20 protein-coding genes are annotated in these 24,618 nt (G+C 71.0%); 11 read left to right on the top strand and 9 right to left on the bottom strand.

Annotated elements, in window-relative coordinates; all coding sequences use genetic code 11:
- Positions 1-93 precede the first annotated feature (93 nt).
- Positions 94-3,669 carry a CDP-glycerol glycerophosphotransferase family protein gene (locus tag P3T27_RS05930; RefSeq protein ID WP_280674991.1) on the bottom strand — a complete coding sequence of 1,192 codons (3,576 nt, stop codon included), beginning with the start codon at positions 3,667-3,669 and terminating at the stop codon, positions 94-96.
- 133 nt (positions 3,670-3,802) lie between these two features.
- Between P3T27_RS05930 and P3T27_RS05925 the strand changes: the two genes are divergently transcribed.
- Together P3T27_RS05925 and P3T27_RS05920 are read left to right on the top strand one after the other, a co-directional pair.
- Positions 3,803-4,801, top strand: coding sequence for a glycosyltransferase family 2 protein (locus P3T27_RS05925; RefSeq protein ID WP_348534060.1), 999 nt, complete (start codon positions 3,803-3,805; stop codon positions 4,799-4,801).
- 89 nt (positions 4,802-4,890) lie between these two features.
- Complete coding sequence (locus tag P3T27_RS05920; RefSeq protein ID WP_280674989.1) at positions 4,891-5,838, top strand: YihY/virulence factor BrkB family protein; 948 nt, start codon at positions 4,891-4,893, stop codon at positions 5,836-5,838.
- A 25-nt stretch (positions 5,839-5,863) separates the two neighbouring features.
- Here the strand turns inward: P3T27_RS05920 and P3T27_RS05915 are convergent, their stop codons facing one another.
- Positions 5,864-6,943: a D-alanyl-D-alanine carboxypeptidase gene (locus tag P3T27_RS05915; RefSeq protein ID WP_348534071.1), complete on the bottom strand. Its 1,080-nt coding sequence runs from the start codon at positions 6,941-6,943 to the stop codon at positions 5,864-5,866.
- 266 nt (positions 6,944-7,209) lie between these two features.
- Between P3T27_RS05915 and P3T27_RS05910 the strand changes: the two genes are divergently transcribed.
- Complete coding sequence (locus P3T27_RS05910) at positions 7,210-7,467, top strand: hypothetical protein (RefSeq protein WP_280674985.1); 258 nt, start codon at positions 7,210-7,212, stop codon at positions 7,465-7,467.
- Between the two features lie 76 nt (positions 7,468-7,543).
- Here the strand turns inward: P3T27_RS05910 and P3T27_RS05905 are convergent, their stop codons facing one another.
- The 4 genes from P3T27_RS05905 to sdhC are packed head-to-tail and all read right to left on the bottom strand — an operon-like array spanning position 7,544 to position 10,994.
- Complete coding sequence (locus P3T27_RS05905; protein ID WP_280674983.1) at positions 7,544-8,317, bottom strand: succinate dehydrogenase iron-sulfur subunit; 774 nt, start codon at positions 8,315-8,317, stop codon at positions 7,544-7,546.
- A complete protein-coding gene (gene sdhA / locus P3T27_RS05900; RefSeq protein ID WP_280674981.1) occupies positions 8,317-10,059 on the bottom strand; it encodes a succinate dehydrogenase flavoprotein subunit in 1,743 nt (580 codons plus the stop codon). Before sdhA ends, P3T27_RS05905 begins: the two co-directional genes overlap by 1 nt.
- Positions 10,060-10,113: 54 nt before the next feature.
- Positions 10,114-10,605 (bottom strand): succinate dehydrogenase, hydrophobic membrane anchor protein, encoded by a 492-nt coding sequence (gene sdhD, locus P3T27_RS05895; protein WP_280674980.1) that lies wholly within the window; start codon positions 10,603-10,605, stop codon positions 10,114-10,116.
- An 8-nt stretch (positions 10,606-10,613) separates the two neighbouring features.
- The gene (sdhC, locus tag P3T27_RS05890) at positions 10,614-10,994 is read right to left on the bottom strand and encodes a succinate dehydrogenase, cytochrome b556 subunit (RefSeq protein ID WP_280674979.1); all 381 of its coding nucleotides are present in this window, start codon (positions 10,992-10,994) and stop codon (positions 10,614-10,616) included.
- 254 nt (positions 10,995-11,248) lie between these two features.
- Here sdhC and P3T27_RS05885 point away from each other — a divergent pair, with 254 nt between their 5' ends.
- Positions 11,249-12,022, top strand: coding sequence for a hypothetical protein (locus tag P3T27_RS05885; RefSeq protein WP_280674977.1), 774 nt, complete (start codon positions 11,249-11,251; stop codon positions 12,020-12,022).
- Between the two features lie 16 nt (positions 12,023-12,038).
- On the opposite strand, the gene P3T27_RS05880 is transcribed toward P3T27_RS05885, so the two are convergent.
- From P3T27_RS05880 to P3T27_RS05870, 3 genes are all read right to left on the bottom strand, one after another.
- Positions 12,039-12,524: a 2-oxo-4-hydroxy-4-carboxy-5-ureidoimidazoline decarboxylase gene (locus P3T27_RS05880; RefSeq protein ID WP_280674976.1), complete on the bottom strand. Its 486-nt coding sequence runs from the start codon at positions 12,522-12,524 to the stop codon at positions 12,039-12,041.
- A 299-nt stretch (positions 12,525-12,823) separates the two neighbouring features.
- Positions 12,824-14,479, bottom strand: a complete 1,656-nt coding sequence (locus P3T27_RS05875) for an alpha/beta hydrolase (protein ID WP_280674974.1) — start codon at positions 14,477-14,479, stop codon at positions 12,824-12,826.
- Between the two features lie 67 nt (positions 14,480-14,546).
- Positions 14,547-15,287, bottom strand: coding sequence for an SDR family oxidoreductase (locus P3T27_RS05870; protein WP_280674972.1), 741 nt, complete (start codon positions 15,285-15,287; stop codon positions 14,547-14,549).
- A gap of 144 nt (positions 15,288-15,431) precedes the next feature.
- On the opposite strand from P3T27_RS05870, the gene P3T27_RS05865 reads away from it, so the two are divergent.
- The 7 genes from P3T27_RS05865 (at position 15,432) to P3T27_RS05835 (ending at position 24,523) form a co-directional block, all read left to right on the top strand.
- Positions 15,432-17,039 carry a methylmalonyl-CoA mutase family protein gene (locus P3T27_RS05865; RefSeq protein WP_280674970.1) on the top strand — a complete coding sequence of 536 codons (1,608 nt, stop codon included), beginning with the start codon at positions 15,432-15,434 and terminating at the stop codon, positions 17,037-17,039.
- A 184-nt stretch (positions 17,040-17,223) separates the two neighbouring features.
- Positions 17,224-18,477, top strand: a complete 1,254-nt coding sequence (locus tag P3T27_RS05860) for an amidohydrolase (protein ID WP_280674967.1) — start codon at positions 17,224-17,226, stop codon at positions 18,475-18,477.
- A gap of 285 nt (positions 18,478-18,762) precedes the next feature.
- The gene (locus tag P3T27_RS05855) at positions 18,763-19,821 is read left to right on the top strand and encodes a BMP family ABC transporter substrate-binding protein (RefSeq protein ID WP_280674965.1); all 1,059 of its coding nucleotides are present in this window, start codon (positions 18,763-18,765) and stop codon (positions 19,819-19,821) included.
- Between the two features lie 259 nt (positions 19,822-20,080).
- Entirely contained in the window at positions 20,081-21,694 is a 1,614-nt protein-coding gene (locus P3T27_RS05850) for an ABC transporter ATP-binding protein (RefSeq protein ID WP_280675754.1), read from the top strand.
- A gap of 5 nt (positions 21,695-21,699) precedes the next feature.
- The gene (locus tag P3T27_RS05845; protein WP_280674963.1) at positions 21,700-22,860 is read left to right on the top strand and encodes an ABC transporter permease; all 1,161 of its coding nucleotides are present in this window, start codon (positions 21,700-21,702) and stop codon (positions 22,858-22,860) included.
- Entirely contained in the window at positions 22,857-24,122 is a 1,266-nt protein-coding gene (locus tag P3T27_RS05840) for an ABC transporter permease (RefSeq protein ID WP_280674961.1), read from the top strand. The genes P3T27_RS05845 and P3T27_RS05840 overlap by 4 nt, the downstream gene beginning before the upstream one ends.
- Complete coding sequence (locus P3T27_RS05835; protein ID WP_280674959.1) at positions 24,119-24,523, top strand: cytidine deaminase; 405 nt, start codon at positions 24,119-24,121, stop codon at positions 24,521-24,523. The genes P3T27_RS05840 and P3T27_RS05835 overlap by 4 nt, the downstream gene beginning before the upstream one ends.
- Positions 24,524-24,618 lie beyond the last annotated feature (95 nt).

Below are 24,618 nucleotides of genomic sequence, written 5' to 3'. Positions count from 1 at the left end.
TCAGGAAATTCCCAGGAAAGCGCCGAGGCGCCCGACGCGGTTCGCGTCGGGCGCCTCGGCTGGGGCTCGCGGGGCGCTGGGGGCCTTCCCCGGCTACTCCGTGCGGAGGAGCATCGCGTCGACCACCCGGGCGGCGGCCTTGCCGTCGTCCAGGTCGCAGTACGCCTCGCGGAACGCGGCGGCCTTGTCGGCGTACTCGGCCGCCACCTCGTCCACCCGCCCGAGCGCGTCGACCAGTTCCCCGGAGGTGGCCAGCAGCGGGCCGGGCACCTCCGCCTCGAAGTTCAGGCTGAAGCCGCGCAGGTTGTCGCGGTAGTGCTCCAGGTCGTAGGTGAAGAACAGGACCGGCTTGCCGGTCGCGGCGAAGTCGAACACGCTCGCCGAGTAGTCGGTGACCAGCACGTCCGCGATCAGCAGCAGTTCCGCCATGTCGGGGTAGCTGCCGACGTCCCAGATGTAGCCGTTGCCGGCGCCCGGGATCTGCCCGCACATCACGCTGTGCCGGCGCACCAGCAGCACCTGGTCGTCGCCGAGTGCGGCCTTGGCCGCGTCGAGGTCGAGCCGCAGGTCCATCTGGTACCCGCCGTTCGGCCGGCGCCGGTCCTCGCGCCAGGTCGGCGCGTACAGCACGACCTTCTTGCCCTCGGGCAGGCCGAGCCGTTCACGGACCTGTTCGGCGGTCTTCTCCCGGTCGGCCGCGAACAGCAGGTCGTTCCGGGGGGAACCGCTTTCCAGGATCTCGCCCTTGAAATCGAACGCACGCCGCAGCACCGGGGCCGACCAGCTGTTCCCGGCGACCAGCAGGCTCCAGTTCGGCACCTCCCGGGCGAGGCCCTTCAGGTAGTTCGAATCGGTGAACCAGACCTTCTCGAAGTCGAGGCCGATCTGCTTCAGCGGGCTGCCGAGCCAGGTCTGCACGACCACCTGGCCGGGGCGGCGGACGAAGAAGTCGGGCAGGTGGGTGCTGGTGACGATGTACTTGGCGGTGGCCAGCGCCTCGAACCACTCCGGGCTCCAGAGCCGGACCGCGCTCGCCGTCTGCGGCAGCTCGGCCTGCAGGTCGTCGCTGCCCCACAGGTGCTCCAGCGGCAGGCCGCGGCGGACCAGCTCCTCGTGGATCGCCCGCGGCGAGTCGGCGTACAGGCCGCCGAGCCCGACGTTGTAGAGCACGGTGTCGCGCACCGGGTGCCGACGGGCGTTCGGGTAGTCGGCCGACCGGAGCTGGCGCTGGCGGTGGCCGCTGCGCTCCTCGGGCAGCAGCGCCGAGTGCGACTCCAGGGAGAGGCCGTCGTGGTGGCGGCGCTCCAGCACTATCCGCTTGCCGCGGGACTCCACCTCCAGCGGCAGGGCGGCGAAGCAGTCCGGCGTGATCAGCGCGTACGAGGTCGCGACCTCGTCGACGGGCGCGCCGACCGGGCGGAAGAAGACGTCCCAGGTGCCCTGGGCGAGCGGCACCCGGCCGGCGAAGGAGGCCGTCGGCACGGTGGGCAGCGCGGTCCGGAACCGGCCGTCCGCGATCTCCACCGGGTAGACGTGCTCCTCCTCGCGCCAGTTGTGCCGGACCACCAGCTCCCAGCGGTGCGCGCCGGACAGCGGGAACGAGCCGCTGAGCAGGAAGCCGTCCGCGCCGCGCGCGGAGACCTCGTCCACCAGCGGCTGCAGCAGCTGGTCGGAGAACTGCAGGTAGCCGCCGGGGGAGGGCTTGGAGTAGAGCGCCCGGCGCTGGTCGACCGGGGCGTCCGGGTTGAGCGGCAGGTGCAGCTGCCCGGGGGCGTTGCGGTCGTCCCAGGCCACCGGCACGGTGCTGCCGTCGGCGAGCACCAGGACGGTGTCCCAGCGGTCGCGGGCGCGTTCGGCGGCCACCGGGTCCAGCTCGGCCCAGGCCTCCCGGACGGCGGTCAGCTCGGCCACCGGGAAGGAGGCGGCGAACGGCTGCAGGGTGCCGACCGGCGCGCCCAGCTCCAGCGGGAAGGCCAGCTCGCGGTCGGACTCGACGTGGGTGAGCCGCAGCCGGGCCCCGGCGAAGTTCGCGCCGGAGCGCGCCGCTCCCGAGATCTCCACCCGGCCGCCGTGCGCGGCCAGGCCGGTCACCCGGGCCTTGACCGTCTCCACCCGCAGGTAGACGAAGCCGTCCCGGACCCACGGCACGATCCGCACGTCCGGCTCGACCCAGTGCGCCGGGATGTACTGCGCGGTGTCGCTCCACCCGGCCGAGATCCGGCCCTTGTAGACGCCGCCCTTGCCCGCGCCGGCCACCAGGACGCGCCAGTTGCCGTCCTTCCACTGGCCGCGGTGCTTGAGCTTCTTCGGGTCGATGCCGACGGTGAAGCCGGCCCAGTCGCAGTTGTACAGGTCGTGGTTGCAGCTGGCGGTGGCCTCGGGGCTGTACTGGGTCTTCATCGGCACCGCGATCACCCGGCGGCCCTTGGCCTCGCGCAGCACCAGGGTGCGGACCATGTCGTGCTTGTTGGCCGCGCCCAGCTGCTCCGGGTAGGCGTGCCCGGTCAGCTGCAGCCGTCCGCCGATCCAGGCCGTCTCGTACAGCCGGCTGCGCATGACCAGCGAGTTGTCCAGCTTGAGCACGCCGGACGGCACGCTCTTGCGCCCGCCGCGCAGGAACGGGTAGTCGGCGTAGGGGCGCAGCAGGCCGCGGGCCTGGACACCGCCGTTGCTCTCGCCCTCGTACTTGATCTGCTCGACGAACTCGTCGATCCGGCCCTGCAGGGTCAGGTGGTACTTCAGCCGCAGCGGCGCCCGCAGCTTGCGGACCTGCTCGGGGCCGATCGCCCGCAGCAGCCGGCTGACGTTCTTGGCGTAGGCGTCCCGGTACTCCTTGTCGCCGTCCACGACGGACCAGAAGAACATCGGGATCTCCTCGACGAGGGTGTTCTCGTCGTAGGAGCGCAGGTACTGGGCGAAGCGCGGCTCGGTCTGCTTCTTCAGCCAGCCGCGGACCAGCTCGACCGAGGCGACGCGGTCGATCAGGCCCTTGGGGTTGGTGCGCATCTGTGTGATCGACATCTCGCCGACCTCGCGCTCGCGCCAGTGGTAGATCGGCTCGGAGAGGACGTCCACGCTCTTCGCGAGGTAGTGGTGCGGCACGCTGACCGGCGCGTCCTCGTACAGGATGCCCTCGGGGTAGAGGATGCCGGCCGCGTCGAAGAAGGAGCGGCGGTACACCTTGTTCCACGCGGTGCGGTCGGTGACCAGCGCCGGGATCTCGGTGATGTGCGTCTTGAGCCTGGTCTCCTTGAACGGCCGCGAGTGCCCGCCGGACTGGTAGTAGCCCACCGCGCGGAACCGCAGCACGTTGCCGGTGGCGAAGTCCGAGCCGGTCTCGTCCAGGGTGTTGATCATCAGCTCGTACGCACTCGGCGGCATCGAGTCGTCGCTGTCGACGAAGCACAGGAACTCGGCGTCCGGGTCGATGTGCCGGATGCCGGTGTTGCGGGCCGCGCCGAGGCCCTTGTTCACCTGGCGGACCAGCCGGAACCGGGAGTCCTTGGCCGCGTACGCCTCGGCGAGGGCCGCGCTGTCGTCCTTCGAACCGTCGTCGACCATGACGCACTCGAAGTCCGTGAAGGTCTGTGCGGCGATCGAGTCGAGGCACTCGACCAGGTAACGCTCGACGTTGTAGATCGGAACGACGATGGAGAGGCGGGGAGCCATCGGCTACGCAGGCCTTTCTCGGGAAGGAGCGTGCCAGCCCGGTGGGGCCTGACCGCACTGTGAATCGGTGCGCACGTGCGACCCGATCCTACCTCCGGACCATGGGGCCCTTCGGGGCCACTACGCTGGCCCGGTGCCCCGCTTCAGCGTGATCGTCCCCGTGTACCAGGTTCAGGACTACCTCGCCGAGTGCCTCGATTCGGTGCTCGGCCAGGGCGGCCCCGACCTCGAACTGATCGCGGTGGACGACCGCTCCCCGGACCGCTGCGGCGCGATGCTCGACGAGGCCGCCGCCGACGACCCGCGGATCCGGGTGCTGCACCTGCCGGAGAACGTCGGCCTCGGCCGGGCCCGCAACGCCGGCCTGGAGGTCGCCACCGGGGACTACGTGATCTTCCTCGACAGCGACGACACGCTCACCCCCGACCTGCTGAAGCACGTCGACGACCGGCTCACCGCCACCGGCGACCCGGACGTCCTGGTCTACGACTACGCCCGCACCTACGCCGACGGCCGGATCACCCGGGCCGCCTCCGCGCACGTGTTCGGCGCCGCCTCCCCGGACGTCTTCGACCTCGCCGCCCGCCCGGACCTGCTCGACCTGCTCCAGGTCGTCTGGAACAAGGCCTACCGCCGCGACTTCGTCACCGCGCAGCGGCTGGTCTTCCCGGCCGGCTACTACGAGGACACCCCCTGGACGTACCCGGCGCTGCTCGCCGCCGCCCGGATCACCCTGCTCGACGAGGTCGGCGTGCACTACCGCCAGCGGCAGGAGGGCGGCAACATCCTGGCCACCGCCAGCCGCAAGCACTTCGACGTCTTCGCCCAGTACGACCTGGTCTTCGCCTTCCTGGACGGCCGCCCCGACCTCGACCGGTGGCGCCCGGTGGTCTACGGCCGGATGCTGCACCACCTCAACACCGTGGTCTCCAAGCCCGGCCGGATCCCGCCCGGCGACCGCCGCGAGTACTTCCGCCGCGCCGCCGCGCACTGCGCCCGGCTGCGCCCGGCCGGCTACCGGCCGCCGGCCGGCGTGGACGGCGTGCGCACCGAACTGCTCAGCCACGGCCGCTACGGCGCCTACCAGGCCGTCCGCGCCCTCGCCCGGGCCCGCCGACTGGTCCGCCGCTGAGCCGGGGCCGCCGTCCCCGCCGCCGTACCGGCCCCGGTCCGCGTCGAGCCTGACGGCCATTCGGGGGACGGACCGGTATAACCAATCGGGTGGACTTCCTGACCCGTCTGCCGGTCGTCGGCCCGCTCGTGGCGTGGGTGCTGCGCAGCCGCCCGTACCGGGTGTACGAGTACTTCTCCGCGGCCCGGGGCAACCGCCTGGCCGGCGCGGTCACCTTCTTCGGCTTCCTCGCCCTGTTCCCGCTGCTCACGGTCGGCCTGGCGATCGCCGTCTCGACGCTCGACAGCGGACAGGTGGCGAACCTGCAGAAGCACATCTCCGACCAGCTGCCGGGCATCTCGGAGGCGCTCAACCTGCCGTCCCTGGTGGCCAACGCGGGCGCCGTCGGGCTGGTCAGCGGGGCGCTGCTGCTGGTCTCCGGCCTCGGCTGGGTGAACACCATGCGCACCTCGATCCGGGACGTCTGGCAGCTGCCCGACGACGACGCCAACCTGGTGCTGCGCAAGGCCTGGGACTGCGTGGTGCTGGCCGGCCTCGGCGTGGTGTCGCTGGTCTCGCTGGCCGCCTCCACCGCCGGCACGACGCTGGCCGGGCGGATCGCCGACTGGATCGGGCTGCGCAGCGGCTACCTGCTGACCGGGGTCGGCGTGCTCATCGCCATAGCGTGCGACACGCTGCTCTTCGCCTACCTGCTGGCGCCGTTCCCCGGGATCGGCGGCCAGCGCCGCCGGGACGTGCTGCAGGGCGCGCTGATCGGCGCGGTCGGCTTCGAGCTGCTGAAGGTCCTGCTCGCCTCCTACCTCGGCTCGGTCGCCGGCAAGAGCCTGTACGGCGCCTTCGGCGTGCCGGTGGCGCTGCTGCTGTGGATCAACTTCGTCTCCCGGCTGCTGATGTTCTGCGTGGCCTGGACGGCGCTGGCCGATCCGGTGGCCGCCCGGGAGCGCACCCGGGAGCACGGCCGGGCACTGCTGGCGGCGGCCGACGAGGCCGAGGCGGACGCGGCCGGGAACACGACGAAGGCCCGGCCTCGGGACTGAGGCCGGGCCGTTCGTCCGACGGATGTCAGCCGCCCGTCCTGCGGTGGCGGCGCAGGACCAGCGCGCCGTAGCCGGCCGCGGCCAGCACCAGCGCGACGGCCAGCCAGCCGCCGAGGCCGAGCCCGTCGTCCTCGGCGGTGGTGGTGGGTGCGGCGGCGGGCCCGGTGGTGGCGGACGGGTGCGGCGGCGGCTCGGGGGCGCCGGCGGTGCCGCCGGCCTGGCCGGTCGGCGTACCCGAGGGCGGGAGCTCGTCGACCAGCTTGCCGACCGGCCGGACCTTGCCGGCCGCCGCGAAGCCCCAGTCCAGCAGGGCGGCCGTCTCGTCGTAGACCTTCTGGTAGGTGGACGGGTGCATCACGGTCACCAGCAGGGTGCGGCCGTTGCGTTCGGCGGCGCCGACGAAGGTCGAGCCGGCGTTGGTGGTGAAGCCGTTCTTCACGCCGATCAGGCCGGGGTACTTGCCCAGCAGGCGGTCCGTGTTGGCGATCCCGAAGCTACCGCGCTGGCCGGTGTTGCGGTCCACCGCACCCGGGAACATCGCGTCCCTGGTGGCGCAGTACATCCGGAAGTCGGGATTGCGCAGGCCGGCCCGGGCGAACAGCGACAGGTCGTAGGCCGAGGAGACCTGCCCGTCCATGTCGTAGCCGTCCGGGGAGACCACCCGGGTGTCCCGGGCCTGCAGGGCGTCGGCGCGGGCCTGCATCTCGGTGACGGTCTGCGGCACGCCGCCGTTCATGTGCGCCAGGACGTGCACGGCGTCGTTGCCCGAGCTCAGGAACACCCCGCGCCACAGGTCCTCGACCCGGTACTCCAGGTTCTCCTTGATGCCGACCAGGCTGCTGCCGGCACCGATCCCGGTGATCTCCTCGTCGGTGACCTTGTGCACCGCGTTGCGGTCGAACTTGGGCAGCACGGTGTCGGCGAAGAGGATCTTCAGGGTGCTGGCCGGGGCCAGCCGCAGATGCGGGTTGCTGGCGGCCAGCACGTCACCGGTCGTGGCGTCGGAGACTATCCAGGACTGGCCGGTGAGATCCCCCGGCAGCGCCGGGGCGCCGGCCAGCGGGGAGACCTGGACCCCGGAGAGCCCGAGCCGCTCGCCGCCGATCGCGGCGGTCGTCTGCGGGGGCGGCTGCCCCGGGGCCGCGACCGCCCCCGGGGCGGCGAGCACGACCGGGAGGACCGCGGCGACCGCGGCGAACAGGTGCGCGAACTTCTGACGGCGTGTGGGCACCAGCAGACCGTACCCACTCCGGGTCCTCGTCGTCCGCCACACCGGTCCCGTCCTCCGCATGAGGGGCCCGCAGTAGGCCGATCGGCGGCCCGCGCATACTGGGGGACGCACACCGCCCTCACACCCCGCCGAGGACCCCCATGAAGCTCAGCCGCCGCACCTCCTGGTTCCTGACCGCCTTCGGCGTCTGGTCGATCGTCATCTGGACGACCTTCGTCAAGAACCTCTGGAAGGACTCCGGCGGCCAGGCCTTCACCAACGGCGACCACTCCCAGCCCACCGCCTTCTTCTGGATCCACCTCCTCCTCGCCGTCACCTCCTTCCTCCTCGGCATCGCCGTCGGCGCCATCGGCCTGCGCGGCCTCCGCGCCACCCGCCGCACCCCGGCCACCGACTGACCGGTCCGCGGAAACGGCCGAGGCCCCGTCCGATCGGGAGGATCGGACGGGGCCTCGGCCGGCTGTCGGGCGGGGGTCAGAAGCGGCGGGTGACCAGGGCCCGCTTCACTTCCTGGATCGCCTTGGTGACCTCGATGCCGCGCGGGCAGGCCTCGGAGCAGTTGAAGGTGGTGCGGCAGCGCCACACGCCCTCACGGTCGTTGAGGATCTCCAGCCGCTGCTCGGCGCCCTCGTCGCGGGAGTCGAAGATGAAGCGGTGCGCGTTCACGATCGCGGCCGGGCCGAAGTACTGGCCGTCGTTCCAGAACACCGGGCAGGACGACGTGCACGCGGCGCACAGGATGCACTTGGTGGTGTCGTCGAAGCGCTCGCGGTCCTCGGCGGACTGCAGGCGCTCGCGGGTCGGGTCGTTCCCCTGGGTGATGAGGAACGGCATGACGTCCTTGTACGCCTGGAAGAACGGGTCCATGTCCACGATCAGGTCCTTGAGGACCGTGAGGCCCTTGATGGCCTCGATCGTGATCGGCTTCTCCGGGTTGACGTCCTTGACCAGGGTCTTGCACGCCAGCCGGTTGCGGCCGTTGATCCGCATGGCGTCGGAGCCGCAGATGCCGTGCGCGCAGGAACGGCGGTAGGTGAGGGTGCCGTCCTGCTCCCACTTGATCTTGTTGAGCGCGTCCAGGACGCGCTCCTTCGGGTCCATCGTCAGCTGGTAGTCCACCCACACCGGGTCCGGGTGCTCCTCCGGGTTGAACCGGCGGATCCGGAAGGTGACGGTGATCAGCTCGACGCCGCCCGCCTCGACCGCGTCCAGAGCGGCCGAGTGCTTCTCCACGGTAGGAGTGCTCATCAGTACTTACGCTCCATCGGCTGGTAGCGGGTCGTGACGACCGGCTTGTAGTCGAGGCGGATGGAGGTGCTGCCGTCGGCGGCCACCTCCTGGTACGCCATGGTGTGCTGCATGAACTTCACGTCGTCACGGGTCGGGAAGTCCTCGCGGTAGTGGCCGCCGCGCGACTCCTCGCGGGCCAGCGCGGAGACGGCCAGCACCTCGGCCAGGTCGAGCAGGTTGCCCAGCTCGACGGCCTCCAGCAGGTCCGTGTTGTACCGGAAGCCCTTGTCCTGGATGGAGACGTGCTTGTAGCGCTCCTTCAGCGCGGCGATGTCCTCGACCGCCTGCTTCAGGGTGGCGCCGGTGCGGTACACCATCGCGTTGGCGTCCATGGTCTCCTGCAGCTCCTTGCGGATCTGCGCCACGGACTCGGTGCCGGTGGACTCGCGCAGGCCGTCGACCAGCGCCTGGACCTTCTCGGCCGGGTTCTCGGGCAGCTCGACGAACTCGTGCTCGTTGGCGTAGTCGGCGGCGGCGATGCCCGCGCGACGGCCGAACACGTTGATGTCCAGCAGCGAGTTGGTGCCCAGGCGGTTGGCACCGTGCACGGACACGCAGGCGACCTCGCCGGCCGCGTACAGGCCCGGGACGATGTCGGTGTTGTTGCGCAGCACCTCACCCTCGACGTTGGTCGGGATGCCGCCCATGGCGTAGTGCGCGGTGGGCTGGATCGGGATCGGGTCCGTGTAGGGCTCGATGCCGAGGTAGGTGCGGGCGAACTCGGTGATGTCCGGGAGCTTGGCGTCCAGCTGCTCCGGCGGCAGGTGGGTCAGGTCCAGGTAGACGTGGTCGCCCTCGGGACCGCAGCCGCGGCCCTCGCGGATCTCGGTGTAGATCGCGCGGGAGCAGACGTCACGGGACGCGAGGTCCTTCATGACGGGGGCGTAGCGCTCCATGAAGCGCTCGCCGTCCTTGTTGCGCAGGATGCCGCCCTCGCCGCGGGCGCCCTCGGTGAGCAGGATGCCCATGCGCCAGATGCCCGTCGGGTGGAACTGGAAGAACTCCATGTCCTCCAGCGGCAGGCCGCGGCGGTACACCAGGGCCTGGCCGTCACCGGTGAGGGTGTGGGCGTTGGAGGAGACCTTGAAGAACTTGCCGGTGCCGCCGGAGGCGAACACGACCGACTTGGCCTGGAAGACGTGGATCTCGCCGGTGGCCAGCTCGTAGGCGACGACGCCGGACGTCTTGCCGTCGTTGATCAGCAGGTCGAGGACGTAGAACTCGTTGAAGAACTCGACGCCGTGCTTGACGCAGTTCTGGAACAGCGTCTGGAGGATCATGTGGCCGGTGCGGTCGGCCGCGTAGCACGAGCGGCGGACCGGGGCCTCGCCGTGGTTGCGGGAGTGACCGCCGAAGCGGCGCTGGTCGATCCGGCCCTGCTCGGTGCGGGAGAAGGGCAGGCCCATCTTCTCCAGGTCGAGGACGGCGTCGATGGCCTCCTTGCACATGATCTCGGCGGCGTCCTGGTCGACCAGGTAGTCACCACCCTTGACCGTGTCGAAGGTGTGCCACTCCCAGTTGTCCTCCTCGACGTTGGCGAGGGCGGCGCACATGCCGCCCTGGGCCGCGCCGGTGTGGGACCGGGTGGGGTAGAGCTTGGTCAGGACGGCGGTGCGGGTGCGCTGCGTCGACTCGATGGCCGCGCGCATGCCGGCGCCGCCGGCGCCGACGATGACGGTGTCGTACTGGTGAATCTGCATGGGGGTTCTAACTCGCCTCTGGCCTCTGCCGATTGCCGATTAGATGCTGCGTCGTCAGATGTTGGGGTCGAAGGTGAAGATCACCAGGGTGCCCAGCAGCACGGTGAAGACCGTGGCGGTACCCATGAGCCCCTTCAGCCAGAGCCGGGTCGAGTCCTTCTCGGCGTAGTCGTTGATGACCTGCCGCATGCCGTTGGCGCCGTGGAGCATGGCGAGCCAGAGCATCGCGAGGTCCCAGACCTGCCAGAACGGCGAGGCCCAACGGCCGGCCACGAAGGCGAAGCCGATCTTGGAGACGCCGCCGTCGAGCACCAGCATGATGAGCAGGTGGCCGAGGATCAGCACCACCAGGACGATGCCGGACAGGCGCATGAAGAGCCAGGCCAGCATCTCGAAGTTGGTGCGGGTGCGGCGCGGGGTCTTCTCGGTCCGCTTGCGCGGCGGCTCGATGACGAACGCGTCGGCCGGGTTGCCGGTGCCGAGGCCCTTGCCGGTGTGCGCCTGCGCGGAGGGAACCACCAGGGCGTCGGAGATTTCCGTGGACATGTGTCAGCTCACTTCCCGAACCAGGAGATCAGCGTGTGCTGCAGGATCCCGTAGAAGGAGCCGGCCATCAGCACGACCCAGACCCCGACCACGGTCCAGAGCATCTGCTTCTGGTACTTCGGGCCCTTGGACCAGAAGTCCACGGCGACGACCCGCAGGCCGTTCAGGGCGTGGAACAGGATGGCGGCCACCAGGCCGTACTCCATCAGGTTCACGAGAGGAGTCTTGTACGTCTGAATGACGGTGTCGTACGCCTCGGGAGACACTCGCACCAGAGCGGTGTCCAGGACATGGGCGAACAGGAAGAAGAAAATGAGGACGCCGGTGACTCGATGAGCCACCCAGCTCCACATACCTTCCCGGCCGCGGTACAGCGTTCCAGCCGGCACGGAAAAACCCTCCGGAAGCGATTGGGGGCTCGGCCGGCTTCGGTGTCGGTCAGCCCGGCCGGGTACGGTCCACCGGCCGCCAGCATCCTATCGACGCCTTCTCGGGAACCGCCTCCGGGGGCCTCAGGTGTGATCAATCAGGCACGTCTGGCCTAGCCGGGCGGGAACCAAGGCCGCTTTGGTCGCTCTGGGTGACGGCTCGACTGCGCTACGGTGGCGGCCCGCTCCGCCGCCGACACCCTGCGGAGGCCCCCGTGCCGCTTCGCCCCGCCCGACCGTCCGCCGCCGTCCTCACCGGCCTGCTGCTGTTCGCCGCGGGCTGCACCACGGTGGGCGGCTCCTCCGTGGACCGGGCCGGACCCGGCCGCGAGCTGTCCGCGGCGGAACTGCGGGCGGCCGCGGTGGCCGACGCCGACCTCGGGGCGGGCTACACCGTGACGGTGATGACGCCCGGTCACGGCGACACCGGGGCGGGCGCCGGGCGGGAGGTCGCGGACGTCCCGGCCTGCCAGCCGCTGCTGGACACGGTGACCCCGGCCGCCTCGACCGGCGCCGCCTCGGCCTCGCCGGCCCCGGGCTACCCGTACGCGGAGACGGATCTGAGCGTGGCCCGGGCCGCTGCCCCCAAGGGCGGCGTGTACGGAGGACTGCTCGGCTACCGGGCGGGGCGGGCGGCCGCGCTGCAGACGGAGCTGGAGAAGCTGTTCGGCCCCTGCGCCGCGTTCACCTCGGCGGCGTCGGCGCCGCCGGCCGAGAAGCCGGGGAAGAAGGCGCCGATCCGGACCAGGCACCGGCTGAACCGGGAGGACACGCCCACCCCCGGGGGAGCGGACGGGGCGCTCGGATTCACCCTGACGAATGAATCGGGGAATGCGGTGCTCTCACAGCGTGCGGTGCTGGCCCGGGTCGGACCGGCGCTGATGGTGTTCACCACCTTCGGCGTGGCCACCGAGCCGGCCGCTGCGCCGGACGAGCTGATCGTCCGGCAGCAGGTGGCCAAGCTGCGGGCCGCGCAGGCGAGGAAGTAGGGAGGGCGGAGCCGGCTCAGCGGGCCCCGGCCTCCGAGTGGGTGGCGACCAGGTGCTCCAGGCGGGTGAGGGCGATCCGGCGGAGCTCGTCCGCCGCGATCAGCCGCTCCTCGTCCGGATCGTTGGCCAGCCGGGTGCGGATCGAGGAGAGCACGGTGTCGAGCATCTCCTCCGGGGCCACGCTCTCCAGGCACACCACGAAGACGTGGCCGAACCTGGCCTCGTACGCGGCGTGGGCGGCCCGCAGCGCGGTGTGCGCGGCCTGGCTGCCCGGCGCCCGCATGCCGAGCAGCGGTTGCGGCATCCAGCTCTCGTCGGCGAGCGCCTCGGCCAGGTCGGCCGGGCGGAGGTCGTAGGAGGCCTCGCTGGCGGCGGCCAGCAGGGACTCTATGTCGGGGTAGGGCCGGTGCGCGGTGAGCCGAAGGGCCCACCGGTGGCTGCCGCAGCAGGCCAGGAGGGCCTCCTCGGCGGCGCCGGCGTCGGCCTCGTTGAAGCGGTGCAACCCGAGGAGGGTCGGCTCGGAACTGGGATCGAGCCGCTGTGGCGGGATGTCGCTGGCCAGCGGGTCCTCCTCGTGAGGGCGGGAAGGTGCCGGTGAAGTGGGGTGGGTGAAGCAGCTGAAGTATGGAGGCTGCGGGGCGGCGCACGGCGCCGGTCGGGCAGCGCCTCAACGGTAGTTGAGCCGTCATCAGTTGGGGAGGGCGCACGCGGAATTCATCCGGACGAGCTATCAAGTTGTGACGTTGACACCTGCGTGTCAGCGCCCTCCCCGCATTCATCTGTTAATCCGGCACGCCAGCCTCAGGAACAGCGGGTTCCCTCGGGCGGCATCGTGCCCTCGGTCAGGTAGGCCTCCATGGCCTGGTCGATGCAGGCGTTGCCCTTGCCGAACGCGCCGTGCCCCTCGCCCACCCGGGTCAGCAGGGCGGCCTTGGCGAAGCCCTTGGCCAGCGCCTCGGCGGCGGCGTACGGGGTGGCCGGGTCGCCGGTGCTGCCGACCACCAGGATCGGGTCGGCGCCCTCGGCGCGGACGGTGTGCGGCTTCTCGGGGGACTGGAACGGCCAGTGGGCGCAGCCGGCCTCGGTGTAGTCGTCCACCGACACGCCCTTGGACATCAGCGGCGCCTCGGCCTTGAGCTTGGCCACCACCTCCTGGGCCTTCTCCGGCGTCGGGGCGGGGCGGGACATGTCGGCGCAGCGGATCGCGCCCAGCGCCTCCTGCGTGGCGTTGTAGTGACCGTTCTGGTCGCGGCCGTCGTAGTCGTCGGCGAAGGCCAGCAGGAGGTCGCCCTTGTCACGCTTCATCGCCCAGCCGAGCCCGTTGCGCAGGTACTGCCAGTCGGTCTTCTCGTCGCCGTACAGCATCCGGACGACGCCGGTCCAGGCGAGGCCGCTGCTGAGCTTGCGGCCGTCCTTGGCGGTCAGCGGGTGGTCGCGCAGGCCGTCCAGGAAGTCGGCGGCCTTCTGAGCGGCCTTGTCCGGGTTGCTGCCGAGCGAGCACTCCTCGGCGTGGTTGTCGACGCAGTCGGCGGCGAAGCGCTCGAAGGACTTCTCGAAGCCGATCTGCTGGTCGACGCCCTCGTCGAGGCTGTCGGCGGCCGGGTCGACGGCGCCGTCCAGGATGAGCCGGCCGGAGTTCTTCGGGAACTCCTCGGCGTAGAGCGCACCGAGGTAGGTGCCGTAGGAGACGCCCAGGTAGTTGAGCTTCCGGTCGCCGACGGCGGCGCGCAGCACGTCCATGTCCCTGGCGGAGTTGCGGGTGCCGACGAAGGGCAGCAGCTTGCCCGACTTGGCCTGGCAGGCGGCGATGTACTGGGCCTCCTTCCGATCGGAGGCGGTCTTGCGGGCGGCCGGGTCCAGCGGCTCGTCCACCTGGCTCTGCTCGTCCCGCTGCTTGTCGTCGAGGCAGGTGATCGGCGAACTGCCGCCGGTGCCGCGGGGGTCGAAGCCGATCACGTCGAAGCGGTTGTGGAGGGCGCCGGAGAAGTCCTTGGCGCCGTACTCGACCATCTCGACGCCGGACTCGCCCGGACCGCCCGGGTTGACCATCAGCGAGCCGATCCGCTGGTCCGGCTTGGCGGCCGGCAGCTTGACCAGCGCGAGGTCGAGGGCGTCGGTGGCGGGGTTGGCGTAGTCCAGCGGGACGTGCAGCCGGCCGCACTGCATGCCGGATATGTCGATCTTGGCCTGCTCGGCCTTGGGGTCGGCCGGGCAGGCGGCCCAGGCGATCTGCTGACCGTAGAAGGGCTTGAGCGCAGGGTCGGCCTCGCCGGTGGGCTTGGGCGTCGGGGTCGGCGTCTGGGTGGCCGTGGGGCTCGCGGCGGTGGCCGGGGCCGCGCCGGCGGCCTGGTCCTGGGACGGCTTGGCGGTGTCGTCGCACGCGGAGGTGAGGAGCAGGGTGCCTGCCGCCAGGGCGGTCAGCAGGACCCGTGGGCGGGCGGCCCGGAAGGTTCTCATCGCACGTATGTACCACTGGCGGGCGACACGTTCGATCACCGGGCCCGGCCGCCCGCCCCTGCTGTGATCAGGCGCGATGCACCTTGTGGTTGGCCGCCTGGGCGCGGGGCCGGACCACCAGCAGGTCGATGTTGACGTGCGAGGGCCGGGTGACCGCCCACGCCACGGTGTCCGCGATGTCCTCCGAGGTCAGCGGTTCCGCCACCCCGGCGTACACGGCCGCGGCCTTGTCCTCGTCGCCGCGGAAGCGGGTGACCGCGAAGCCCTCGGACTTCACCATGCCGGGGGCGATCTCGATCACCCGGATCGGCTCCCCGCACAGCTCCAGGCGCAGCGTCGCCGCGATGGTGTGCGCGGCGTGCTTGGCCGCGACGTACCCGCCGCCGCCCTCGTACGCGGCCAGTGCGGCGGTCGAGGAGAGCACCAGCACGGTGCCGTCGCCGGTGGCCCGCAGCGCCGGAAGCAGCGCCTGGGTCATGTGCAGCACGCCGAGCACGTTCACCTCGTACATCGCCCGCCAGTCGGCCGGGTCGCCGTGCTCCACCGTCTCGGCGCCGATCGCCCCGCCGGCGTTGTTCACCAGCACGTCCACCCGGCCGACCTCGGCCGCGAAGGCGTCCACGGCGGCCCGGTCGGTGACGTCCAGCGTGTGGGCGCGACCGCCGATCTCCTTGGCCAGCGCCTCGATCCGCTCGGTCCGCCGGGCGGTCAGCACCACGTCGAAGCCCTCGGCCGCCAGCCGACGGGCGGTCGCCGCGCCGATTCCGCTGCTGGCACCGGTGACCACGGCCACCTTCTGCTCGGTCATTGCCACTCCCTGGGCTCGTTGGCGGGGGTACGCACATTCGGTCGTTCACCCGATCATCTCAACCGCGTCGGCACCCCGGCGGACCGGCCACGTCCTACATTGCGAACAACCAGTGCCCCGCCCGCCGATCCCGTGGAGAGACCCATGGCAGCCGAGCCGCGCCGCGCCGAATCCGCCCGCCCTGCGGAATCGGGTTTCCCGATCGAGCCGCTGTACGGCCCCGAGGCGCTGGCCGGCTGGGATCCGGCGAGCAGACTGGGCCGGCCGGGGGAGTACCCGTACACCCGGGGCGTCTACCCGACGATGTACACCGGCCGGCCGTGGACGATGCGCCAGTACGCGGGCTTCGGCACCGCCGCCGAGTCCAACGCCCGCTACCGGCAGCTGATCGCGGGCGGCGGCACCGGCCTGTCGGTGGCCTTCGACCTGCCCACCCAGATGGGCTACGACTCGGACGCTCCGGTCGCCGCCGGGGAGGTCGGCAAGGTGGGCGTGGCCGTCGACAGCGTCGAGGACATGGCCGTGCTGTTCGACGGCATCCCGCTGGGCGGGGTGTCCACCTCGATGACCATCAACGCGCCCGCCGCCCTGCTCCTGCTGCTCTACCAACTGGTCGGCGAGGCCCAGGGGGTGGCGCCGGCCCGGCTCACCGGCACGGTCCAGAACGACGTGCTGAAGGAGTACATCGCCCGCGGCACGTACATCTTCCCGCCGCAGCCCTCGCTGCGGCTGGTCGCGGACGTCTTCCGGTACTGCCGGGCCGAGATCCCGCGCTGGAACACCATCTCCATCTCCGGCTACCACATGGCCGAGGCCGGGGCGGATCCGGCGCAGGAGATCGCCTTCACGCTGGCCAACGGCATCGCCTACGTCCGCACCGCGATCGCCGCCGGGATGCCGGTGGACGACTTCGCCCCCCGGCTCTCGTTCTTCTTCGTGGCCCGGGTCACGCTGCTGGAGGAGGTGGCCAAGTTCCGTGCCGCGCGGCGGATCTGGGCCAGGGTGATGCGCGAGGAGTTCGGCGCGAAGGACCCGCGGTCGCAGATGCTGCGCTTCCACACCCAGACCGCCGGGGTGCAGCTCACCGCCCAGCAGCCCGAGGTGAACCTGGTCCGGGTCTCGGTGCAGGCGCTCGCGGCGGTGCTCGGCGGCACCCAGTCGCTGCACACCAACGGCTTCGACGAGGCGATCGCGCTGCCCACCGAGAAGGCCGCCCGGCTGGCCCTGCGCACCCAGCAGGTGCTCGCCCACGAGACCGACGTGACCGCCACCGTCGACCCGTTCGCCGGCTCGTACGCGGTCGAGTCGCTGACCGACGAGGTGGAGGCGGCCGCGCTGGCGCTGATGGCCGGGGTCGAGGAGATGGGCGGCGCGGTGGCCGCGATCGAGCAGGGCTTCCAGAAGGCGGAGATCGAGCGCACCGCCTACCGGCTCCAGCAGGAGACCGACTCCGGCGAGCGGACGGTGGTCGGCGTCAACCGCTTCCGGCTGGACGCCGAGGAGCCGTACCAGCCGCTGCGGGTGGATCCGGCGATCGAGCGGCGGCAGGCCGAGCGGCTGGCCGGGCTGCGCGCCGGGCGCGACCGCGCGGCCGTCATCCGGGCGCTGGACGGGCTGCGCCGCACCGCGGAGGGGGAGGGGAACGTGCTGTACCCGATGAAGGAGGCGCTGGCCGCCCGGGCCACCGTCGGCGAGGTCTGCGACGCGCTGCGGGGGGTGTGGGGGGTGTACAGCCCGGTGGAGCGCTTCTGAGGAGCCGTCAAGAAGGGTGCGGCCGTGACCACCGTCCCGGGTGATCGTTGCACAGGGCAAGCAAACCGGGGAAGGCGGCTGAAACGAGATGTCATACCCACCTGTTCGGCCGGTATGCGCCCATCCGGGGACTAGTTTTCCGGAAGTCGGGCCAAATCCCCCCAACAGGCCTACCCTTGTTGAGATGAACCGTCCTGAGCCCGCTCAGCCGGGCGCCACTCTCGCCACCGCACGCCCCGTCGCCGAACTGCGCGCCCGGGTCCGGGGGCTGGAGTCCGAGCTGATCGCCTTCCGCCGTGACCTGCACCGGCACCCGGAGCTCGGCCGCCAGGAGTTCCGCACCACCGGCCTGCTCCGCGACCGGCTGGTGGCGGCGGGCCTGAACCCCCGGGTGCTGCCCGGCGGCACCGGCCTGATCGTCGACGTCGTCCCGGCCGGTACCGCCCCCGGCGCCGAGTTCCTGGCCTTCCGCGCCGACATCGACGCGCTGCCGATCGACGACGCCAAGACCGAGGTGCCGTACCGCTCGACCGTCCCCGGCCGGGCCCACGCCTGTGGTCACGACGTGCACACCGCGGTGGTGCTCGGCACCGCCCTGGTGCTGGCCGAGGCCGCCTGCGGCGGCGAACTGCGCCGCCCGGTCCGGCTGGTGTTCCAGCCGGCCGAGGAGGTCATGCCGGGCGGTGCGCTGGACGTCGTCAAGGCCGGGGGGATGGACGGCGTCGGCCGGATCTTCGCGGTGCACTGCGACCCCAAGGTGGAGGTGGGCCGGATCGCCCTGCGCACCGGGGCGATCACCTCGGCCTGCGACCGCCTGGTGCTGCACCTGGACGGCCCGGGTGGCCACACCGCCCGCCCGCACCTGACCACCGATCTGGTGACCGCGATCGCCCGGATGGCCGCCGACCTGCCGGGTGCGCTGGCCCGCCGGATGGACCCGCGTTGGGGCGTCAGCCTGGTCTGGGGCCGGATCGCCTCCGGCTCCGCGGCCAACGTCATCCCGCAGCACGCCGAACTGGAGGGCACCGTCCGCTGCCTGGAGCTGGACGGCTGGCGCGAGGCGCCCGACCTGCTGCACGAGCTGATCGCCAAGCTCGCCGAGACCTACCGGGCGAAGTGGACGCTGGACTACCACCGCGGGGTGCCGCCGGTGGTCAACGAGGCGGTCTCGGTCGCCATGCTGGAGGCGGCGATGACCGGCCGGTTCGGTCAGGCCGGCGCGCAGGTGGTGGAGAGCACCGAACAGAGCCTGGGCGGCGAGGACTTCTCCTGGTACCTGGAGCACGCCCCGGGCGCACTGGCCCGGCTGGGCGTCCGCGCCCCGGGTGACAGCACCGTCCGCGACCTGCACCAGGGGCGTTTCGACGTCGACGAGCGGGCGATCGGGATCGGTGTGGAGCTGTTCGCGGCGCTCGCCCTGGACGAGCCGCAGGCCTGAGCGGCAGGCGCCCGGCTCGAACGGCCCCGGGAGACCGGTCGGCACCCCGCCTCGGTGGCCGTCCGGTTTACCGTCATCCGGGCTCTTCGAGCGGTTCCGTAGACTGGTCCGCATTCAGCCTCGGATCACCGTCCGCGCACGGGAATAGGGCCTCGGGAAGACCGTGAGACCACGGTTTGATAACAACCCGAATGGTCCGGCACCCCGTGACCCAACCGTGTTCTACGCGCGTTACGGTGGCGTCCGACCACGCTAATCAGGTGCGTGTGAGAAGGAGATACTCCCTTGCGCCGTTCAATGAAGCTCGCTGCGGTTGTGCTCTCGGGTTCCCTGGGCATGGCCTCGCTCGCCGCTTGCGGCGCAAAGAGCACTGACAACACCTCCTCCGGGGCGTCCGACGGCGCGCTCAAGGTCGGTATGGCCTACGACATCGGCGGCCGTGGCGACCAGTCGTTCAACGACTCCGCCGCCCGCGGTCTCGACAAGGCCAAGGCCGAGCTCGGCGTCTCGGTCACCGAGGCCGACGCCAAGGCCGGCGAGGCCGAGGCCGACAAGGAGACCCGCCTCAAGAACCTGGTCGACGGCGGTTACAAGACGATCGTCGCGGTCGGCTTCGTCTACCAGGACGCGGTCGACAAGGTCGCCAAGGACAACCCGAACGTCAAGTTCGCGATCATCGACTCGAACAAGACGGACCAGCCGTCCAACGTCACCTCGCTGCTCTTCGCCGAGCAGGAGGGCTCGTACCTCGCCGGTGTCGCCGCCGCGAACAAGTCGAAGGCCAAGCACGTCGGCTTCATCGGTGGTGTGCAGACCGAGCTGATCAAGAAGTTCGAGGCCGGTTACAAGGCGGGTGTGAAGTCCGTCGACCCGAACATCGTGGTCGAGACCACCTACCTGACCACGCCGCCGGACTTCACCGGCTTCGGCTCGCCCGACAAGGGCAAGGAGGCCGCGCAGGGCCAGCTCGACAAGGGCGCGGACGTCATCTACACCGCCGCCGGCTCCTCCGGCAACGGCGCCATCGAGGCCGTCGCCAACAAGCCGGGCGCCCTGGCCATCGGCGTCGACTCCGACCAGGCCGCCCAGCCGGCCCTGGCGAAGTACAAGAACAGCATCCTGACCTCGATGGTGAAGAACGTCGACAACGCCGTCTTCTCCTACATCGAGTCGGTCAAGAAGGGTCAGCCGTTCACCGGCATCAAGAACTTCGACCTGAAGGCCGAGGGTGTCTCGCTCGCCACCACCGGCGGCAAGATCGATGACATCCAGGACAAGCTGAAGGCCGCCGCCACGGCGATCACCTCCGGCGCCACCACCGTCCCGACCGCGCCGGCCCAGTAAGGCCCACGCGTCCCGGACGCCACAGCGACTGCCGCCTGCCCGGCAGCGCGACGATCGACACAGCAGCACGGGAGGGGCCCGGCAGGGTGCGCTCAACGCGTACCCCCGGGCCCCGTCCCGTCCCCCCGTCTTCCCTTGGCCCTCCCAGCGCAACGACGCGCCTCCAGACCACCAGGAGATCGCCATCACCGCATCCGACCCCGTCCCCCCGCGCACGGACGGCACCCCCAGCGCGGGGACGGCGACATCGGCCGTCGAACTGCGCGGAATCACCAAGCGCTTTCCCGGCGTCGTGGCCAACCACGACATCAACCTCACCGTCCGCAGGGGCACCGTGCACGCCCTGATGGGTGAGAACGGCGCCGGCAAGTCGACGCTGATGAAGATCCTCTACGGCATGCAGAAGCCGGACGAGGGCACCATCGCGATCAACGGCGAGCTGTGCGAGTTCAACACCCCGGGTGACGCCATCTCCCGCGGCATCGGCATGGTGCACCAGCACTTCATGCTCGCCGACAACCTCACCGTCTGGGAGAACGTCGTCCTCGGCGGCGAGAAGATCCACGGCATCGGCGCCAAGGCGAAGGCGAAGATCAAGGAGATCTCCGACCAGTACGGCCTGGGCGTGCGCCCGGACGCCCTGGTCGAGGACCTCGGCGTCGCCGACCGCCAGCGGGTCGAGATCCTCAAGGTGCTCTACCGCGGCGCCAAGATCCTGATCCTCGACGAGCCGACGGCCGTGCTCGTCCCGCAGGAGGTCGACGCGCTGTTCGACAACCTGCGTGAGCTCAAGGCCGAGGGCGTCACCGTCATCTTCATCTCGCACAAGCTGCACGAGGTGCTGGCGGTGGCCGACGCGATCAGCGTGATCCGGCGCGGCACCACGGTCGGCGACGCCGACCCGAAGGCCGTCACCGCCCGCCAGCTGGCCGAGATGATGGTCGGCGCCGAGCTGCCCTCCCCGGAGAGCCGCGAGTCGACCGTCACCACCACCGAGATGCTCGACGTCAAGGGCCTGCGGATCGCCAAGGCCGATGCCGAGGGCATCGAGCGCGTCGTCCTCGACGACATCTCGCTGCGCATCCACAAGGGCGAGATCCTCGGCATCGCCGGTGTCGAGGGCAACGGTCAGGCCGAACTGGTCGAGGCCATCATGGGCATGCTGCCGCTGGACGCCGGCACCGTCACCCTCGACGGCAAGGACCTCTCCGGAGAGCTCACCCGGGCCCGCCGCGAGGCCGGCATCGGCTACATCCCCGAGGACCGCCACAAGCACGGCCTGCTGCTGGAGGCCCCGCTCTGGGAGAACCGGATCCTCGGCCACGTCACCGAGGCGCCCAACTCCAAGGGCGTCCTGCTCGACCCGGCCGCGGCCCGCAAGGACACCTGGCGGATCGTCGAGCAGTACGACGTCCGCACCCCCGGCATCGAGGTCACCGCGGCCTCCCTCTCCGGCGGCAACCAGCAGAAGCTGATCATCGGCCGCGAGATGAGCCACCAGCCCAAGCTGCTGATCGCCGCGCACCCCACCCGCGGGGTGGACGTCGGCGCGCAGGCGCAGATCTGGGAGCACATCCGGGTCGCCCAGCGGGCCGGCCTGGCCGTCCTGCTGATCTCCGCCGATCTGGACGAGCTGATCGGCCTCTCCGACACCATCCGGGTCATCTACCGCGGCCGCCTGGTCGCGGACGCCGACCCGGCCACCGTCACCGCCGAGGACCTCGGTACCGCGATGACGGGTGCCGCCAGCGGCCACCTCGAGTCCGATGCGGAGGCCGTCGAGAAGTTCCACGAGGTCCTCGTGGAGGGCACCGAGGCCGAGTCCGACGCCGGCCCCACCGACACCGCCGGCGACCCGCAGGCGGGGGAGTAACCCACATGACCAGTCCCAACACCGCCGCCAAGCGCAGCCTGGCGCAGCGGATCAGCGGTGAGCGGATCGTGTTCGCACTGGCAGCGCCGGTGCTCGCGGTCGTGCTCTCCGTCGCGATCTGTTCCGTCCTGCTGGCGACCTCGGGCAAGAACCCGTTCGACGCGTGGAACGTGATGCTCACGTACGCCACCAAGTCGGACGGCCAGGTGGCGATCCTCAACCGGTCCACCACGTACTACCTGGCCGCCGCGGCCGCCGCCTTCGGTTTCCGGATGAACCTGTTCAACATCGGCGTCGAGGGCCAGTACAAGGTCGCGGCGCTGTTCGCGGCCTTCGTCGGCGCCAAGGTCGACCTGCCGGCGATCATCCAGATCCCGCTGCTGCTGATCACCGCCATGCTGGTCGGTGGGCTGTACGCCAGCATCGCCGGTCTGCTGAAGGTCTACCGAGGGGTCAGCGAGGTCATCTCGACCATCATGCTGAACTCGATCTCGATCGCGGTCGTCGGCCTGCTGCTCGTCCCCGGCATCTTCGCGCCGGAGAAGGGCGCCACCAGCAACTCGATCCAGACCGACCCGATCTCGCAGTCCAGCCACTTCTTCTCGCTCGACACGGCCGGTGGGCCGCTGTGGGGCTTCATCGTCATCGCCGCCCTGGTCGGCGTGGTGTTCCAGTTCACCCTGACCCGCACCCGCTTCGGCTTCGACCTGCGCGCCACCGGCCGCTCGGAGTCCGCCGCGACCGCGTCCGGCGTGAACGTCAAGCGCATGGTGATCATCTCGATGGCGGTCTCCGGTGGAATCGCCGGTCTGATCGGCCTGCCCGAGCTGCTCCAGAATTCGTTCTACTTCGGCCAGAGCTTCCAGCCCGGCCTGGGCTTCCTCGGCATCTCGATCGCCCTGCTGGGCCGCAACAGCCCGATCGGCATGGCCTTCGCGGCCCTGCTGTTCGCCTTCCTGGACTCCACCGGCAACCAGCTGCCGCTGCCCCAGAACGGGGCCTTCCCGTTCGAGATCGTCCAGGTCATGCAGGGCACCATCGTCATCTGCGTCGTCGTCGCGTACGAGCTGGTGCGCCGCTACGGCCTGAAGCGCCAGCAGCAGAAGGTCGGCGCCGAGCTCGCCGCCCAGCTCGCGACCACTGAGAAGAAGGAGGTGTCGGCATGAGTACGGCCACCGCTGCCCGTCCCAAGGCGTCGGGCGCGCCCGCGAAGAAGCGCGGGCTGTCCTGGCCGGTGGTGCTGCTGCTGATCGCGGGCGCCCTGGTCCTGTTCTCCGCTGTGGGCATGGCCACCGGCAACCACTCGCTGACCTCCTCCGGTCAGGTCACCGCCGCGCTCAGCGCCGCCGTGCCGATCGGCATGGCCGGTCTGGGCGGTCTCTGGTCCGAGCGGGCCGGTGTGGTCAACATCGGTCTTGAGGGCATGATGGTCGCCGGCACCTTCTGCGGTGCCTGGGCGGGCTACCTGTACAACCCGTGGGTCGGTCTGCTGGCCGGCATGCTCGGCGGCGCGCTCGGCGGTCTGCTGCACGCCGTCGTCACCGTCACCTTCGGCGTCGACCACATCGTCTCCGGCGTCGGCATCAACCTGCTGATCCCCGGCATCTGCGGGTACGTCAACCGGATCTACTACAAGGACTACATCGCGGTCGGCGCGGGTGCGAACCAGTCGCCGCCGGCGGATCCGCTGCCGTACATCACCATCCCCGGGCTGTCGTCCGGGCTGAAGGACATCGAGAAGCACCACTGGTTCTTCGTCTCCGACCTGGCCGGCGTGCTCGGCGGCCTGGTCACCAACATCTCGGTGGTCGTGCTGCTGGCCGGCGTGATGATCGTGCTCAGCTACTTCGTGCTCTGGCGCACGGTGTTCGGCCTGCGGCTGCGCTCCTGCGGTGAGAACCCGACCGCCGCCGAGTCGCTGGGTGTCAACGTCTACAAGTACAAGTACCTCGCGGTCATCGCCTCCGGCGCCTTCGCCGGCCTCGGCGGTGCGTACCTCTCGCTGGTCGCGGCGCACTTCTACAAGGACGGCCAGACCCTCGGCCGCGGCTTCATCGGCCTCGCGGCGATGATCTTCGGCAACTGGATGCCGGGCGGCCTCGCCATGGGCGCCGGCCTGTTCGGCTTCACCGACAGCCTCCAGCTGCGCGACCCGGAGTCGGTGCACGTGCTGATCCTGATCGTCGCCATCGCGATGGCGCTGTTCGCGCTCTGGCAGCTGTACCGGCGCAAGTTCACCGGTGCGGCGATCGCCTTCGTGGTCGCCGGCGGTCTCGGCGCCTGGTACGCGCTCACCGACGAGGTGCAGCGCCCGCTGATCGTCGCCACGCCGTACGTGATCACCCTGGTGGTGCTCTCGCTGGCCTCGCAGCGACTGCGGATGCCGAAGGCGGACGGCCAGATCTACCGCAAGGGCCAGGGCAAGTGACGACACCGGCGGAGTCCCCCGCGATCGACTGGGACCGGCTGCGCGCGGCCGCGCGCGAGGCGATGAGCCGCGCGTACGCCCCGTACAGCAAGTTCCCGGTCGGCGCGGCCGCGCTCGTGGACGACGGGCGACTGGTCACCGGCTGCAACGTCGAGAACGCCTCGTACGGGCTCGGGCTGTGCGCCGAGTGCGGGCTGGTGTCCGCGCTGCACGCCACCGGCGGCGGCCGGCTGACCGCCTTCACCTGTGTCGACGGTGCGGGCGACCTGCTGATGCCGTGCGGGCGCTGCCGCCAGCTGCTGTACGAGCACGGCGGGCCGGATCTGCTGATCGAGCTGCCCTCCGGGATCCGCCCGATGAGCGAGGTCCTGCCTGACGCGTTCGGGCCGGAGCGGCTCTAGCTTCCCTTTCAGTTACGCGCGTAGAGTGTCGCGAGTGGGCCGGAACCGGTCATCTCGCGACACTCTTCGCTTTTGAAACCCCCTCTTGGAGCACG

It is taken from the genome of Kitasatospora sp. MAA19, from assembly GCF_029894125.1.
Taxonomy (GTDB): domain Bacteria; phylum Actinomycetota; class Actinomycetes; order Streptomycetales; family Streptomycetaceae; genus Kitasatospora.
Note: the sequence above shows the minus strand (reverse complement) of the source record. Positions and strands in the feature narration are given on the sequence as shown.